The organism is Salinivibrio sp. ML323, from assembly GCF_001995745.1.
Lineage (GTDB): Bacteria > Pseudomonadota > Gammaproteobacteria > Enterobacterales > Vibrionaceae > Salinivibrio > Salinivibrio kushneri.
Genome location: NZ_MUES01000013.1, coordinates 50,237 through 65,345, shown reverse-complemented (window position 1 = coordinate 65,345; position 15,109 = coordinate 50,237). Strand labels below are relative to the sequence as shown.

Below are 15,109 nucleotides of genomic sequence, written 5' to 3'. Positions count from 1 at the left end.
ATCTTGCATGGCGATGCTTGAGTCTGCCAATTGACCCATTTCATCATTACCAATCTGGCTGCGATCCAATTGATAGCTCAAATCACCTTTGGCAATCGCAGAAGACTGCTCCATCACTAAACGCAACGGATTGATGATCGCACGAGTAAACACCACTGCCACCACAATCATAAAGGCGATCACCGCAAGCAGTACCCCGACAATGGTCATGCTCACCGTCGACACTTGATTCAGCATGGAGGTGCGGTTTGAGTCAATAAAACCTTGGGTCAGCTCAGACATTYCTTTAAGCGCTTTATCTAACTTGCCGAAGGTGCCAAATGACTTAGATAAAATTTGTTGTGCCGCGGTCAATTGCCCGTCTTTAACACGGTCAGGAAAAGCACTGAGTTCTTGGTTGTACTTATCCCAATGGCTTTGGATACGACTGAAAATGGCTTTTTCATCATCATACCAAAGGCTTTCTTGGTAGGCGTCGAGAGCACGGCTATAATCGCGCTTCATGACATAGACATCACCCAAGACTTCGCGTCGTTTTGCCGGATCGCTAAAGGTAAGCGCCGCATACTGATCTTTACGGATACGCAAGATTTCTTCATTAAGCCGCTCAATCTCAAGTACAGCAGGCAGGGTGTCGTYAGTAAAGTTCAGCATATCATCGCGCATACCGCTGACTTGGGTAAAAATGTAAAACCCAAAGATCACCACAGCGATAGCAATGAGGGAAAAAGCCGCAGTAAACTTTTTACCAATAGATAGATTTTTCAACATGGAAAAGCGAGTCCTCAACAAATTAGTGATTAGCGTGTTAATGCCTGGACATCCATGTTGAGGCGGGCTTGCGTGTCTGTCCTACACAGCGGCGCGGATATTAGCACAAAAAATAATCAAAGTGTGACGAAAGACTCATTATTTTTGCAAAAAGTATGTCATACAGCACTGGCTTATTTTGCGGACATTTCTATATTTAACAATGATTTAACTATCTCATGTCGTCCTAATGCAGTACTATCAACTGTCATTATTGGCTTTATTCAAAAACGGTCAAATATTATACCGAACACAAAAAATCCCGCTGAATCAGCGGGATTTTGTTTTCATCTATTGGCGGTACGACCTATTTGGTTAGACGGAAGCGCTGCATGGTCGTTTGCAGTGATTGCGCCAACTGGCTGAGCTCGTTACAGGCTTGTGCGGTTTGATCGGCCCCCCCAGCAACTTCTTGTGACGAATCATTGATGCGCTCAATGTTACGGCTTAGTTCATCCGCCACCGAGTCTTGCTCGCCACAGGCACTGGCAATTTGCATGCCCATATCAGCGATATTTTCAACCGAGGTTTCAATCCCACGCACCAGCTGTTGAGCCTGGTCGCCCCGCTCTACGCATTGCTCAATGCTTTCCGAGCTTTGCGTGGTGGCATTACGTGCTTGCGTGGCGTATTGCTGCAGCTTTTCGATGATGGTGGTAATTTCGCCCGTTGAGTCTTGGGTACGGCCCGCTAAGGTACGCACTTCATCGGCCACCACCGCAAAGCCGCGGCCCGATTCACCGGCACGCGCTGCTTCAATCGCCGCGTTCAACGCCAGTAAATTGGTTTGCTCGGCAATATCACGAATAACATCCACCACCATGTTGATTTGTTTCGACTGCTGATCGAGCTCACTCACGGTATTGCCCGTTTGACGCATGTCCTCTGCTACTTTGCGAATCGATGCCACCATCCCATCAATATCTTGCGCCCCCATACGGGACTATCTTGCATGGCGATGCTTGAGTCTGCCAATTGACCCATTTCATCATTACCAATCTGGCTGCGATCCAATTGATAGCTCAAATCACCTTTGGCAATCGCAGAAGACTGCTCCATCACTAAACGCAACGGATTGATGATCGCACGAGTAAACACCACTGCCACCACAATCATAAAGGCGATCACCGCAAGCAGTACGCCAATAATGGTCATACTCACGGTAGAGACCTGGTTCAGCATAGAAGTGCGGTTTTTACCGATAAAACCTTGCATCAACTCAGACATTTCTTTGATTGACGAATCTAACTGACCAAAAGTGCGAAACGAATTGGCTAACACCTTTTGCGCGGCAGTCAACTGCCCGGCTTCAACACGCTGATCAAACTGTGCAAGCTCTTGATTATACTTGTCCCAGCTGTCCTTAATCCGAGAAAAGATAGCTTTCTCGTCATCATACCAAAGCGTCTGTTGATACGCGTCTAAGTCAGCGCTGAAATCACGCTCCATCACATCGATTTCGCCCAAGATCTCAACCCGCTCGGCCGGATCATTAAAAGTGAGGACCGCGTACTGGTCTTGACGGATACGAACAATTTCTTCATTGAGTCGTTCGATCTCAAGTACAGCGGGTAGGGTGTCGTCAGTAAAGTTCAGCATATTATCGCGCATGCCGCTGACTTGGGTAAAAATGTAAAACCCAAAGATCGCGACAGCAATACCAATGAGGGAAAAAGCCGCGGTAAACTTTTTACCAATAGATAGATTTTTCAACATGGAAAAGCGAGTCCTCAACAAATTAGTGATTAGCGTGTTAATGCCTAGACATCCATGTTGAGGCGGCTTGCGTGTCTGTCCTACAAAGCGGCGCGAATGCCTGCATGACAAACAGCCGCTAGTCCCTTTTCCGCCTCAATGATGTAGCGTTACAGCCTTATTGACTGATTTATAAAAAGTAGCTTAAAAATCGTGCTGCAGCGAGCTTAATAACAAGACGGAGAAAGAAATAGGGAAAAACCACTCCTAATCAATAGGTTAATATGAAGTGGTGATTAAAAAACACTAACGTTGACGGGCAAAACCGCCATCAGAAAGGCGAAAATACAGTGCGGATTGACCTTTCTCGGTTTCGATTTGCAGAATATCTAATGCACCACTCTGTGTACGTTTAAAGCGAATCCACTGCCCTGGCTGGATGCGACTAATCAGCTTTCCCTCACCTTCAATATTAGCAATCGCATACAGATCGGTTAACGCTAAATCGTAGCGACGAAAGACTTTGGCCAGCGTGTCACCGGGCTCAATTTGATGGCTCACCCAAGGGCTATTTTCTGTTTTTTCAGCTTGTTGAGTCGCAGGTTCAGCGGTTGACGCCGCGACGGACGAATCATCTTGCGACGCAGACGACGCATTCGTCCCCGTATTCAGGGCGACGGGTTGACGAGTTTGCGGCGAGGGGGCTTTGGGCGAGGGGCTGGGAAGCATAGCCAACACCAATACAATCGGGATCAGCACTATCAATAGGCGTCGATGTAACACAGGAAGACGGTGCCAAACCTGTTTTAACGGCTCCAAACCAGGTAGACCATGGTTCAAGTGGGGCCGGTTTGTCCACTTCGCGTTAAGTTTCTCTCGCCATCCAGCACGCAGTTTGTTCCAGTGTGAACGCATTGCTGTTAACTTCATTGCCACTCCGCGCATGTTTTGTTGTTTTGTCCTCATCTTGGACGCCTTATTGGCACAAAAGTTTACCCACGAAACCATCACCTGTTATCCTTTCACACTTTATTGACGCAAAAAAGAGAGACGTTATGTCTGACGTACAACTGGAAACTGTCGAGCAGAAGGCGAGCTATGGCATCGGCCTACAAATGGGTCAACAGCTTGCCGGTAGCGGCCTAGAAGGCTTGCACGTTGATGCGATTGCAAAAGGCATCAGCACCGCGCTAGCTGGCCAAATGCCAGAGATTGAAATTGACGACATCAATAACGCATTGCGTGAGCTTCACACAAAAGCGGAAGAAGTTCGTCAAGAGGCTGCAAAAGCACAAGCGGCAGAAGGCGATGCCTTCTTGGCAGATAATGCCAAGCGTGAAGAAGTGACTGTGACAGAGTCAGGTTTGCAGTACGAGGTGCTGGTACAAGGTGACGGCGAGATCCCAACCAGCGATAAGCAGGTGCGTGTTCACTATCACGGTCAATTGGTTGATGGCAGCGTATTTGATAGCTCAGTCACGCGTGGCGAGCCGGTTGAGTTCCCTGTAACAGGTGTGATTAAAGGTTGGGTTGAAGCCCTGCAAATGATGCCGGTTGGCTCTAAGTGGAAGCTGTATGTACCACAAGATCTGGCCTACGGCGAGCGTGGCGCTGGCGCAGCAATCCCACCATTTGCTGCATTAGTATTTGAAGTAGAGTTGCTTGATATCCTGTAAAACGGATCAGCGCTTGAATAACAAGCAAAGCGATGCCAATCGGCATCGCTTTTTTTGTACTGATTACTGCACGTATTCACGTGGGTTGACCGCGCCCCACCAGCTGTATATCTCAGGGAAGATCACATCCGCACTCGATTCATACTCTTCAGCGCCAATGGTCTCCTCCCCTTGCTGACCAAAGAGCACCACTTCATCGTTTGGCATCACTTGATCCGCAATCTCGGTAATATCGACCATAATGGTGTTCATGGATGACACACCGACCACGGGGGCTCGGTGACCTTGAATCAAGACATCAGCGTTGTTGCCCATTTTACGTGGCACACCATCCGAATACCCCACCGGCAGGTTCGCCAACACCGAATCACGCTTTAACGTATAGGTACTGYCATACCCCACGGTGCTGCCTTCAGGCAAGTGATGCACAGAGGCTACTTTAGTTTTAAAGCTCATGATCGGTGGCAGTTCACGGTTAGTGGGCTGATCGCCATACAAGGCGCCACCCGGACGAACCATATCAAGATGGCCTTCAGGAACATTCAGGGTCACAAAAGAGTTCGCCGCGTGCAGCAATACGTCTTCACGTTGAAGCCCAGCTTCCTCTATTAGCCATTCGCTGTTCGCAGTAAACTGTCCTAACTTGCTACGAACATACTCCGCTTCATAGTTAGGAAAGTGAGTCATGATACCGACGACGTTAAAGCGTGGGTCGGTAGCGATATCCATCGCAACTTGTTTGCCAGATTCCTCGTTCATCTCAATACCATTACGCCCCATACCACCGGCATTAAAGGCCATATGGACCGGAATGGTAATATCATGCTTGTCGGCTAACTCACGCATTTGCTCGGCTTGCTCTGCCGAGCCAATGAGCTCTTGCATGTTCAATGCTAATGCACTTTCCATTTCCTGCATTGTCGCGGTCCGTACACGCATGATCTCGCCAGTAAAGCCGCCTTCGCGCAACGTCCGAGCTTCTTCATTACTGGCAATACCAACACAGTCGATACCACTTGCAATCACGGTGGGCAATAAGCCTGCAATGCCATTGCCATAGGCATCCGCTTTCATGACGGCACAGATTTTCGTCCCTTCACTGACTTGCTGTTGAACACGTTGAATATTGTTAGCAAAAGTGGCCGTGTTCACTTCCAGCCAGCCGTTGCCGTGCCCCATATAACGCTGGTTAGTATCAGACGTGGAGGGAGCTGCTGATGTATAGTCAATAACCGCCGGGGCGCCAATGGCAACGACACCGGCGACGGCAAGCGCGACTAAAGATAATTTTTTGTTCATAAGCTTCACTATTGGTCACATAAATGGTGCTTCCGTGACACGTTGCGAATAAAAGTATTAGGCTCTTATTCACTGCCTCCTAGCTTTACCCGCTATGTATAGCACAAAACACGTCACGGCTGATGAGTTACTCAGTTAAAGGGTAGACAAACTCAGTGAAATTGAACAAAAAAATGCCACCACAAGGGTGACACTGTTTAAAGACCGCGGGTTGGTTACATTCTTTCTCGGCGGGGCTATTCCCGACGAAGCTATTCTCGACGAGGCTATATCCCCGAACCATCATTTAAGTCGTCCTCATGCAAGCCGCACTCGCGTTTGAGACCAAAAAACCGCGTTTGCTCTTCACGCATACCCGGCTCTAACCGCTGGGTGGTATGGACATCCCCCACCGACACATAGCCTTTTTCGCGCAATGGATGATAAGGCAAGTCGTGCTCGCGCAGATAATCATCGACCTGTTGGTTCGACCAATCAATCACAGGCAAGAACTTAAACACCCCATGCTGGACACTGAGTATCGGCAAATTGGCACGCGAGTCAGATTGACCTCGGCGGAGCCCAGAAAACCAGGTCCCGGCTTTTAGCTCTCGCAGCGCACGCTTCATCGGCTCAACTTTGTTGATTTGATTATATTGGCTGATCCCCTCCACGCCTTGCTCCCACAGCTGCCCATAACGCGCTTCTTGCCAAGCAGGGCTGAGTGCGGCGCGATATACCCGTAAGTCTAAATTCAACCGTGTGGTGAGGGTATCGATAAACCGATAGGTTTCCGCAAACAAATAGCCGGTGTCGGTTAAAATCACCGGAATGTCGGATTTCACCTGACTCACTAAATGAAGCATAAGCGCTGCCTGTACACCAAAGCTGGACGACAGGACAAATTGCCCCTCAAGGTGCTCTAACGCCCAGGCGATACGCTCAGTTGCCGAGAGTGTTTCCAAGCTGGCATTGACCTCTGCCAATGCCAAGGCTTGCTGGCTTTTATTCATCGCGGCAATGTCAGCTAAGGCTAACGTCGCGTTGGGTTGAATGGTTTCAGGCATAAAAATCCCTCTTAGAGACATGCACGGGGGCAATCACCTCGCGGCGGATCAAGAAATCACCAAAGTGCTCACCCACTTCACGCTCCGTTGCCCAGCGACCAATCAACTGATCCAACTCGTCAAGGATCTGACGATCGGTGATGTTCTCTTTGTGCATTTTGGGGATTCGGGTACCTTCCCAATTTCCGCCTAAATGCAGGTTATAGCGCCCTGGCGCTTTGCCGACCAAACCCACTTCTGCCAGCATCGCGCGGCCGCAACCATTGGGACAGCCGGTCACCCGTAAAACAATCGGATCGTTTTCTACTTGGTGTTTTTTCTGAATCGCTTCCACTTCGGTGACAAAATCGGGAAGAAAGCGCTCCGCTTCTGCCATGGCAAGTGGACAGGTTGGGAAGGCCACACACGCCATCGAGTTAGTACGCTGAACACTGTGTTCGTCATCAATTAACCGATAGCGACGCGCTAACGCTTCAATCTCGTCTTTTTGCGCTTCCGGGATCCCGGCAATAATCAAATTCTGGTTGGCGGTCATACGGAAATCGCCTTGGTGGACCTTAGCGATCTCTGCCATGCCGGTTTTGAGCGGCTTTTCTGGTGTATCACGCAAGCGGCCATTTTCGATAAATAGGGCGAGGTGGTATTTACCGTCAATCCCTTTGGTCCAGCCCAAGCGATCACCGCGACCAGTAAAGCTATAAGGCCGGCTTGGCGCAAATATTACACCAGCACGCTTTTCCACTTCCGCTTTGAATACATCCGCGCCAACACGATCAAGGGTGTACTTGGTTTTCGCATTTTTACGGTTCGAACGGTTTCCCCAATCACGTTGGGTGGTGACCACGGCCTCAGCAATCTTCAACGTATGTTCAAGCGGAATAAAACCAAAATCATCTGCGCGGCGCGGGTAGGTGTTAGTGTCACCATGGGTCATCGCCAGCCCACCCCCGACTAAGACGTTAAAGCCGATCAGCTGTCCTTGTTCGGCGATGGCGACAAAGTTAAGGTCGTTGGCGTGCACATCCACGTCGTTTTGTGGCGGGATCACCACCGTGGTTTTGAACTTACGCGGCAAGTAACGCTCACCCAAAATCGGCTCTTTATCTTGGCTGCCTTCGACTTTTTCACCATCGAGCCAAATCTCTGCGTAAGCGCGAGTTTTAGGCAGCAAGTGCTCGCTTATGCGTTTTGCCCAATCATAGGCTTGCTGATGGAGCTCGGACTCCACTGGGTTAGAGGTACACAACACATTACGGTTCACATCCCCAGCAGTAGCAATCGAATCAATACCATATTCATGCAAGGTCTGATGCATGAGCTTGATGTTAGGCTTTAGGACACCATGAAACTGAAAAGTTTGTCGCGTGGTCAGGCGAATGCTGCCATAGAGCGAGCTTTCGCGGGCAAACTTGTCAATCGCTAACCATTGCTGGGGTGTAATGATCCCGCCCGGCATCCGCGCTCGCAACATCACATTGTGCAAAGGCTCCAGTTTTTGTTTTTGCCGCTCCGCGCGAATATCGCGATCGTCTTGCTGATACATGCCGTGAAAACGAATCAGCTGGAAGTTATCATCGGTAAACCCCCCCGTAATAGGATCCTGTAAGTCTTGATCAATGGTGCCACGCAAGTAATCACTTTGCTCTTTCAAACGCTCATTATCGGCCAGTGGGCCCAGTGTATCGCCCGCAAATTTCTGTTCACTCATTAGTACACATCCCTTTGATAGCGCTTATCTTTGCGCAATTCATTAATAAAGGTTTCCGCTTGCTCACGGCTTTGTTGACCCTGTGTCTGGGCAATCTCAATTAAGGCTTCATGGACATCTTTCGCCATTTGGTTGGCATCACCACATACATAGATGTAAGCGCCGTTCGATAGCCATTGCCACACTGTCTCAGCACGCGCGAGCAACCGGTGCTGGACATACACTTTCTCTGCCTGATCGCGGCTAAAGGCCACATCCATCCGCGTCAGCAGGCCAGATTTAAGGTATTGCTGCCATTCAACCTGATAGAGAAAATCGTCAGTGAAGGTGCGATCGCCAAAGAACAACCAGTTATCGCCTTTCGCCTCGCGTTGCTCTCGCTCTTGCAAGAAGGCGCGGAACGGCGCGATACCGGTACCTGGACCAATCATAATGATGGGGGTGTCATCACTGGTTGGCAGTTTGAAGTTATCGTTGTGCTCAACAAACACCTTAACCGTCTCGGCCGCTTCAGCGCGGTGGGCAAGAAAGCTCGATGCGCCGCCTTGGCGTGACGCTCCGCTCTCATGCTGATACTCCACCAGCCCGACGGTGAGGTGCACTTCGTCTTCTACTTCTGCCTGGCTGGAAGCAATTGAGTACAAACGCGGGGTAAGCCGGCGCAATATCGATTGAAATTGCTCGACATTGAGAGTGACATCGGCCAGCGTCAATGCATCAATGAGCTGAGTGCGATTAGCAAACTCACGCAGTGCAGCTTTGTCTTCCGTCAAGGCGGTGAGTGTGTCGCTTTCCGACAACGCCGCCAGCGCAGTGATCTGCTGCGGGTTAGAAGCGGTGATTTCATAGTCAGTGATCAGCGCCTCGCGCAACGAAACGGCACTGCCATCCACCGCTACCGACTCGTCACCACTCAGTCCTACTTGGGCTAAAATGGCATCGGCTAATACAGGATCGTTTTGATACCACACCCCCAAGGCATCGCCCGGTTGGTATTGAATGCCGGACTCATCCAGATCAAATTCAATGTGGTAAACCGCTTTATCTGACCCACGTCCAGTAATACGCTGACAGGTGAGTAGTTCGGCTGTGTAAGGAGACTGCTTAGTATATTTAGCGTGCGAGGTGGCTTGATGGAGTGGCACCACTTGCGCGTCCCCGCTGGCCTGAAATTGTTGCTTGACCTCGGCTAAGGTTTGCTCGCGCCAGGCACTGGCTGTGGCTTCATAATCCACATCGCAATCAAGACGGGCGACCATGGGCTTAGCGCCGAGTTTTTGTAAAAAGGCGTCAAAATCTTTACCTGTTTGGCAAAAGTACTCGTAACTCGAGTCTCCTAAGCTCAAAACGGCGTAGTGAAGATGGTCAAGCTTAGGCGCTTTTTTAGATTGTAAAAATTCATGCAGCTCAATGGCATTATCAGGCGGCTCGCCTTCACCATTGGTGGAAGCCACTATCACCAAGTGGGTTTCTTTGCCCAGCTGCTTGCCTTTATAGTTATCGGTCGCAACCAACTTGGCTGGGATCCCAGCCGCTTCCGCTTCCTGATGCAGCGCCTCCGCGACGCCTTTAGCGTTGCCGGTTTGTGACGCATACAAAATGGTCAGAGTCTGGTTGGGGGCAGAACTGGCTTGTGGCATAGCATTGGGTGCCGCCGCTTCACCAGCAGGTGTTTGGCTTAACCCCCAAAAATAACCACTAATCCAGGCCAGTTGCTGCGGTGACAACTCCGCCACCGCTTGTTGCAACTGGCCTATTTGCTGATCATTAAGCGGGCTGGTTAACCCGGAGAGATCCTTGAGTAACATGGTGACGACATTCCTTGCTAACATTGCGTGAATGCTAGCGTACCCTCACCAATTAATAACAATAAAGAATAGATACGAATGTTTTATAACTTTTTGTATGGTAGGTGCGTAGTCGCGTGTCATTGAGCGGGAAAATAATGTTAGTCAGCAATACGTACTTGCTGAAAACCAATCTCAAGCGCGTTCAAGGTCGCTTGGTCAATATCGGTAAAGCATTGTTCCATCCCTTCAGCATTGGTAAGCGCCATTAAACCGCCACTGGTGTGTCGACACTCAACCACCCACCCTTCGCTATCTAACGAAGGCTCAACGACCGCTTCAATCAAAAGCTGTTGACGGTATAAAGCACGGAGCTGTTCGGCTGTCATGATGCTTTGCCCACTCAATTGGATCACTTATTGAGTTTAGTCTCAGATAAGCAAAGCTGCCATGCGGGAAGCTTGATGCGCAGAGGCGATGTTATCACCGCCCCTGCTTTGAGGGGTTCTCTATTAAAAGAAGCCCAATGGATCAATGTCGTAGCTAACGAGTAAGTTCTTCGTTTGTTGATAGTGACCCAGCATCATTTTATGTGTCTCTCGTCCAATACCGGATTTTTTGTAGCCACCAAAGGCAGCATGGGCCGGATAAAGGTGATAGCAGTTGGTCCAGACCCGCCCTGCTTCAATCGCACGTCCTACACGATAAGCGCGGTTCATATCACGTGTCCAAAGCCCTGCGCCCAACCCGTACTCGGTGTGGTTGGCAATCGCCAACGCTTCCGCCTCATCTTTGAAGGTGGTCACTCCAATTACGGGCCCAAAGATCTCTTCTTGGAACACACGCATGTCATTGTGCCCTTGCAGTAAGGTCGGCTGCACGTAATAGCCGCCGCCCAAATCCTGATGGCTACCGCCAATTAAGACCTTCGCGCCTTCTTCTTGCCCGACCTTCAAATAGCTCATGATCTTATCGAACTGTTCGTCCGATGCTTGCGCGCCCACTTGGGTCTCGGTATCAAGCGGATTACCTTGTTTTATCGTGCCTGCGCGCTCAATCACGCGTGCGATAAAGTCGTCGTAGATGCTTTCCTGGATCAGCGCGCGCGACGGACAGGTGCATACTTCGCCTTGGTTGAAAAAGCCAAGCAACAGGCCTTCTACCGCTTTATTGATATAGGCTTCTTCTTGCTGCATCACGTCTTCAAAATAGATGTTGGGCGATTTTCCACCCAGCTCCACGGTTGAAGGAATGAGGTTTTCCGCCGCGCAACGTAGAATGTGATGACCCACTGGCGTAGAGCCTGTGAACGCCAGTTTGGCAATCCGGGGCGATGTGGCAAGTGCTTGTCCGGCTTCGGCGCCATAACCATTGACCACGTTCACCACACCAGCTGGCAGCAGATCGCCAATCAACTCCATCAATAGCAAAATGGTCGTCGGCGTTTGCTCCGCCGGCTTGAGTACCACGCAGTTGCCTGCCGCCAAGGCCGGTGCCAGTTTCCATGACGCCATCAGCAAAGGAAAATTCCACGGAATGATTTGTCCTACCACTCCCAATGGCTCGTAAATATGATACGCCACTGTGCCCGCATCCAGCTCCGCCGCGGTGCCCTCTTGAGCACGAATACAGCCGGCAAAGTAGCGGAAGTGGTCGGCGCAAAGCGGAATATCGGCCGCCAGAGTTTCACGCACCGCTTTACCGTTTTCCCAGGTTTCCGCCACCGCGAGCATTTCGAGGTTCGCTTCAATCCGATCAGCAATTTTTAACAGAATATTGGCGCGATCAGTGACAGAGGTTTTGCCCCATGCGTCTTTGGCGCCATGAGCCGCATCCAGTGCCAGATCGACATCATCGCTACTTGAGCGCGGCACTTCAGCAAGGGTTTCGCCAGTGCACGGTGACGTATTGGCAAAATACTGGCCTTTCACCGGCGGCACCCAATCACCTCCAATAAAGTTTTGATAACGCGACTTAAAACTCACCACTGACCCATCTGTTCCTGGTTTTGCGTAAATCATACTCTTTCCTTATTCCATGTTTGAGTTGATGGCGGAGCACGTACTGCTCTCTCCTTGCCGTTATTACTCAAAAAGCGTGGCAGAGTTTTTTATCGCTGGGTATTAGGCGAAAGTCGCAGTGAGACATGGGCGACAGAAGCGAATAGGCGGAATCTTCAGGTATAAAAAAACCGCGCCTATGCGCGGTTTTTACTCGTTGCCTTGACGTTCAACCGACTAAAAGTCGAGCTCTGCACCAACAAAGAAGCCAGTCAGATCAAGCTCACCTTTGTTATTGTCAAAATAATCGAAATCGTGATCAATCATCCGATACCCGCCTCGTACGTTCAAATCAGCGGCCACTAAACCTAACTGATATTGCAAGCCCGCTTCGGCATCCAAGGTGCTGGTACCATCAAACTCGCCTTTGCTCACGGTGGCAAATACAAATAAAGGCGTGCCGACTAGACCTACACGTGCATCGGCATACAGGTTTGGCTGCCATTCGTCGAAGCTCTCCCCGTTGAATTTACCAGATTGGAAACGCTGTAAATTAACGCCGGCATCCACCGATACGAGATCGTTATCGAGAAACTCGTAATAGGCAACAAAATCGATTTGGTCAAAATCGACTTTTCCCGTATCTGTTCCATCAACACTCACCGAGGTTTGACGAATTTTTGCATTGGGGATCAGCGGAAGTGGGTGCTCAATTGCCGCATAGTAAGAGCCAGCCGTGCTCGCATCATCGGCTTCTACATTGTCGACATCAGCATCCATAAACCAGGCATCGGCGCCGACTTTTCCCCCGGCAAGGGTGGCTGCTTGAGACGGCATGGCCAGTAGCGCGGTAAACGCTGCGGCGGCAAGCGTCATTGAAGTGGTTTTCATGAAACTCTCCACATTGTCGATTAAAAAAGGTCGTCACGCGGAGGCGGCAAAGCCATGCCTTGTCGCCGATTGCTTAGAATAATAGCAAGCTTTGTGCCGAGGTGAAGAGAAAAAACCGCAACAGCATGCGTTTGCTGTGTCAACGCGCAAATTTTGTGCGCTTAGCGGCGACGGAATCGTGCCCAGCGCTTTTCATTGATAATCACTTCAGGCTCACCTTTGCGGCCGCGACGCTGGCGTTTAACCAGCCAAACGACCAAAGCGATCACCAAAAGCCATGGTAGTAGCTTAAGCAGGGTCCCTATCATCCCGGCCAACATCATCACAGCAAAGCCTGCCAGCATGGCCAGCACCATGCCCATGATGCTCACGCCTGTCATGAACAATACAACAGCAAAGCCAATCAGAAAGAGTATTTCGATCATTGCGATCTCCTTGTCTTGATAGCGAGACAGACTTTGCAGGTTTTAGGCCAATTTGTCACTCGATAATTGATCATTAATTCAATAGATTACAGAAATGCCTTCAAGATGAAATGAAGGTGCGGTTAGATTGAAACCAACGAGTGGTGATTTTCACCGGATCAGGCGTCAAGCCATTGCTCGGGGATATGACCCATTGCAGTGGTCAGTACCTCAATCCCAGCGCCCGGCTTGTGCGCATTCTCGCTGATATAACGGCGCCACTGCCGCGCGCCTGGCATATTTTGGAACAGACCTAACATATGGCGGCTGATATGATTGAGTTGCGCCCCGTGAGTAAGCTGCTGCTCGATGTATGGGAACATCGCCTCGACGGCTTGGCGACGTGTAATGCGAGGGGTTGTCTTACCAAATAAACGCTGATCGACGTCGGCCAACATAAACGGGCTTTGATAGGCTTGGCGGCCAACCATCACACCATCAAGATACGCAAGGTGCTGCTCCGCCTCCTCAAGGCTTTTCACGCCGCCATTGATGGCAAGCGTCAGGTGCGGAAAATCTTTTTTCAGCTGGTACACACGCGGGTAATCCAGCGGCGGGATCTCCCGATTTTCTTTAGGGCTCAGACCTTTCAACCACGCCTTACGTGCATGCACGGTAAACATATCGCAGCCACTCTTTTCACTGACGATACCCACAAAGTCAGTCAAAAATTCATAGCTGTCTTGTTCATCAATACCAATGCGAGTTTTCACCGTAATAGGCACATCGGTGACTTCACGCATCGCGGCCACGCACTGCGCCACCAGCTCAGGTTCAGCCATTAAGCATGCCCCAAATCGCCCGTTTTGCACCCGATCCGATGGGCAACCAACGTTGAGGTTAATTTCATCATAACCACGCTCGGCCGCCAGCTTAGCGCATGTTGCCAAATCCGCCGGATCCGATCCCCCCAGCTGCAACGCCACCGGATGCTCCTGCTCGTGGTAAGCAAGGTAATCCGCTTTACCATGAATGATCGCACCCGTGGTGACCATCTCGGTAAACAGCAACGTGTGATCTGATAGTAAGCGATGAAAATAACGGCAGTGACGATCGGTCCAATCAAGCATGGGCGCAACAGAGAAACGCTGCATCACCGTTTTTGGCGTCATATCAGGGCTGGCGGCGGTTTTGCTGGGGGTAGTCATGGTCTCGAATCTCTGCAAATTACGTTAAACGACAGTCGTTTTCGACAGGCGGTACGCCCATAGTACGCCTCAGAGCAGAGGAACAAATATAGACGAACACCCGCGAATGCCTTAAATACTGAAAGGCACCACCTGTAGATACACGCAACAGGCGGACGCGGATTATACACAGAGTGTCCAAGACATTTAAGCAGAATCCACATGCAGTAACGTGAGCAAACAAGCCTCCCAGTCAGTGAGAAACCAACGTTATCAGCTAAAAGGTGTCAGCAAAGATTAGTGGTAACATTGATATGTTCTTGAATAAACGAAGTGTTTGGGCTGTAGCAATACAGTATCTGCCGGCTATTTGAAAAGATTGAGGAGATGTCGCAGGTAGCAGACCACCGTAACTTAAACGTGCTGTGGGCGATGTACACGGAATCGTTCCCGCATAAGTTGCATGAAAAAGGGGCGTGATCCCCAGGGCGAGCGCAGTGATGTTTACTGTGCACTCATTCACGCGAAAGATCATTGTTTGAACTTCGGCCGCTCGACTATATAGGCATATAACGCGATCAGTGGGAAGATTATTAACGCGAACTC

General features: G+C 50.1%; 12 protein-coding genes and 2 pseudogenes. 1 reads left to right on the top strand and 13 read right to left on the bottom strand.

The features are described from left to right. The 4 genes and pseudogenes from BZG13_RS09685 to BZG13_RS09675 all read right to left on the bottom strand — a co-directional run. Nucleotides 1–771: MCP four helix bundle domain-containing protein (locus tag BZG13_RS09685; RefSeq protein ID WP_131825397.1), on the bottom strand; the 771-nt coding region annotated here is incomplete at its 3' end. Nucleotides 772–1,117: 346 nt separating this feature from the next. Further along, nucleotides 1,118–1,908: pseudogene (locus BZG13_RS15200) on the bottom strand (methyl-accepting chemotaxis protein); the annotation flags it as partial. 174 nt (nucleotides 1,909–2,082) lie between these two features. Continuing rightward, nucleotides 2,083–2,526: pseudogene (locus tag BZG13_RS15640) on the bottom strand (MCP four helix bundle domain-containing protein); the annotation flags it as partial. A gap of 285 nt (nucleotides 2,527–2,811) precedes the next feature. After that, nucleotides 2,812–3,435 (bottom strand): LysM-like peptidoglycan-binding domain-containing protein, encoded by a 624-nt coding sequence (locus BZG13_RS09675; RefSeq protein ID WP_158074880.1) that lies wholly within the window; start codon nucleotides 3,433–3,435, stop codon nucleotides 2,812–2,814. A gap of 125 nt (nucleotides 3,436–3,560) precedes the next feature. On the opposite strand from BZG13_RS09675, the gene BZG13_RS09670 reads away from it, so the two are divergent. Continuing rightward, nucleotides 3,561–4,181, top strand: coding sequence for an FKBP-type peptidyl-prolyl cis-trans isomerase (locus BZG13_RS09670; RefSeq protein WP_069361650.1), 621 nt, complete (start codon nucleotides 3,561–3,563; stop codon nucleotides 4,179–4,181). Nucleotides 4,182–4,244: 63 nt separating this feature from the next. On the opposite strand, the gene alr is transcribed toward BZG13_RS09670, so the two are convergent. From alr to dusA, 9 genes are all read right to left on the bottom strand, one after another. After that, a complete protein-coding gene (gene alr, locus BZG13_RS09665) occupies nucleotides 4,245–5,480 on the bottom strand; it encodes an alanine racemase (RefSeq protein ID WP_077486468.1) in 1,236 nt (411 codons plus the stop codon). Between the two features lie 266 nt (nucleotides 5,481–5,746). Next, nucleotides 5,747–6,472: a phosphoadenylyl-sulfate reductase gene (locus BZG13_RS09660; RefSeq protein WP_443216356.1), complete on the bottom strand. Its 726-nt coding sequence runs from the start codon at nucleotides 6,470–6,472 to the stop codon at nucleotides 5,747–5,749. A gap of 46 nt (nucleotides 6,473–6,518) precedes the next feature. Then, entirely contained in the window at nucleotides 6,519–8,234 is a 1,716-nt protein-coding gene (gene cysI / locus BZG13_RS09655) for an assimilatory sulfite reductase (NADPH) hemoprotein subunit (protein WP_077486466.1), read from the bottom strand. Continuing rightward, the gene (locus BZG13_RS09650) at nucleotides 8,234–10,042 is read right to left on the bottom strand and encodes an assimilatory sulfite reductase (NADPH) flavoprotein subunit (RefSeq protein ID WP_077486465.1); all 1,809 of its coding nucleotides are present in this window, start codon (nucleotides 10,040–10,042) and stop codon (nucleotides 8,234–8,236) included. The genes cysI and BZG13_RS09650 overlap by 1 nt, the downstream gene beginning before the upstream one ends. 140 nt (nucleotides 10,043–10,182) lie before the next feature. Then, the gene (locus BZG13_RS09645; RefSeq protein WP_077486464.1) at nucleotides 10,183–10,410 is read right to left on the bottom strand and encodes a thymidylate kinase; all 228 of its coding nucleotides are present in this window, start codon (nucleotides 10,408–10,410) and stop codon (nucleotides 10,183–10,185) included. A 123-nt stretch (nucleotides 10,411–10,533) separates the two neighbouring features. Then, nucleotides 10,534–12,042 carry an acetaldehyde dehydrogenase ExaC gene (gene exaC, locus BZG13_RS09640; RefSeq protein WP_069361644.1) on the bottom strand — a complete coding sequence of 503 codons (1,509 nt, stop codon included), beginning with the start codon at nucleotides 12,040–12,042 and terminating at the stop codon, nucleotides 10,534–10,536. A gap of 216 nt (nucleotides 12,043–12,258) precedes the next feature. Further along, complete coding sequence (locus tag BZG13_RS09635) at nucleotides 12,259–12,912, bottom strand: TIGR04219 family outer membrane beta-barrel protein (protein ID WP_077486463.1); 654 nt, start codon at nucleotides 12,910–12,912, stop codon at nucleotides 12,259–12,261. Nucleotides 12,913–13,073: 161 nt separating this feature from the next. Continuing rightward, nucleotides 13,074–13,337, bottom strand: coding sequence for an envelope stress response protein PspG (pspG, locus tag BZG13_RS09630; RefSeq protein ID WP_069361642.1), 264 nt, complete (start codon nucleotides 13,335–13,337; stop codon nucleotides 13,074–13,076). Between the two features lie 158 nt (nucleotides 13,338–13,495). Next, complete coding sequence (dusA, locus tag BZG13_RS09625; protein ID WP_077486462.1) at nucleotides 13,496–14,524, bottom strand: tRNA dihydrouridine(20/20a) synthase DusA; 1,029 nt, start codon at nucleotides 14,522–14,524, stop codon at nucleotides 13,496–13,498. Nucleotides 14,525–15,109: the final 585 nt, after the last annotated feature.

Excerpts from the sequence above, each read along its gene's own strand:
- BZG13_RS09675 (WP_158074880.1), bottom strand. The coding sequence starts at position 3,435 with ATGAAGTTAACAGCAATGCGTTCACACTGGAACAAACTGCGTGCTGGA.
- BZG13_RS09670 (WP_069361650.1), top strand. The coding sequence starts at position 3,561 with ATGTCTGACGTACAACTGGAAACTGTCGAGCAGAAGGCGAGCTATGGC.
- BZG13_RS09660 (WP_443216356.1), bottom strand. The coding sequence starts at position 6,472 with ATGAATAAAAGCCAGCAAGCCTTGGCATTGGCAGAGGTCAATGCCAGC.
- cysI (WP_077486466.1), bottom strand. The coding sequence starts at position 8,234 with ATGAGTGAACAGAAATTTGCGGGCGATACACTGGGCCCACTGGCCGAT.
- BZG13_RS09650 (WP_077486465.1), bottom strand. The coding sequence starts at position 10,042 with ATGTTACTCAAGGATCTCTCCGGGTTAACCAGCCCGCTTAATGATCAG.
- BZG13_RS09645 (WP_077486464.1), bottom strand. The coding sequence starts at position 10,410 with ATGACAGCCGAACAGCTCCGTGCTTTATACCGTCAACAGCTTTTGATT.
- exaC (WP_069361644.1), bottom strand. The coding sequence starts at position 12,042 with ATGATTTACGCAAAACCAGGAACAGATGGGTCAGTGGTGAGTTTTAAG.
- BZG13_RS09635 (WP_077486463.1), bottom strand. The coding sequence starts at position 12,912 with ATGAAAACCACTTCAATGACGCTTGCCGCCGCAGCGTTTACCGCGCTA.
- pspG (WP_069361642.1), bottom strand. The coding sequence starts at position 13,337 with ATGATCGAAATACTCTTTCTGATTGGCTTTGCTGTTGTATTGTTCATG.
- dusA (WP_077486462.1), bottom strand. The coding sequence starts at position 14,524 with ATGACTACCCCCAGCAAAACCGCCGCCAGCCCTGATATGACGCCAAAA.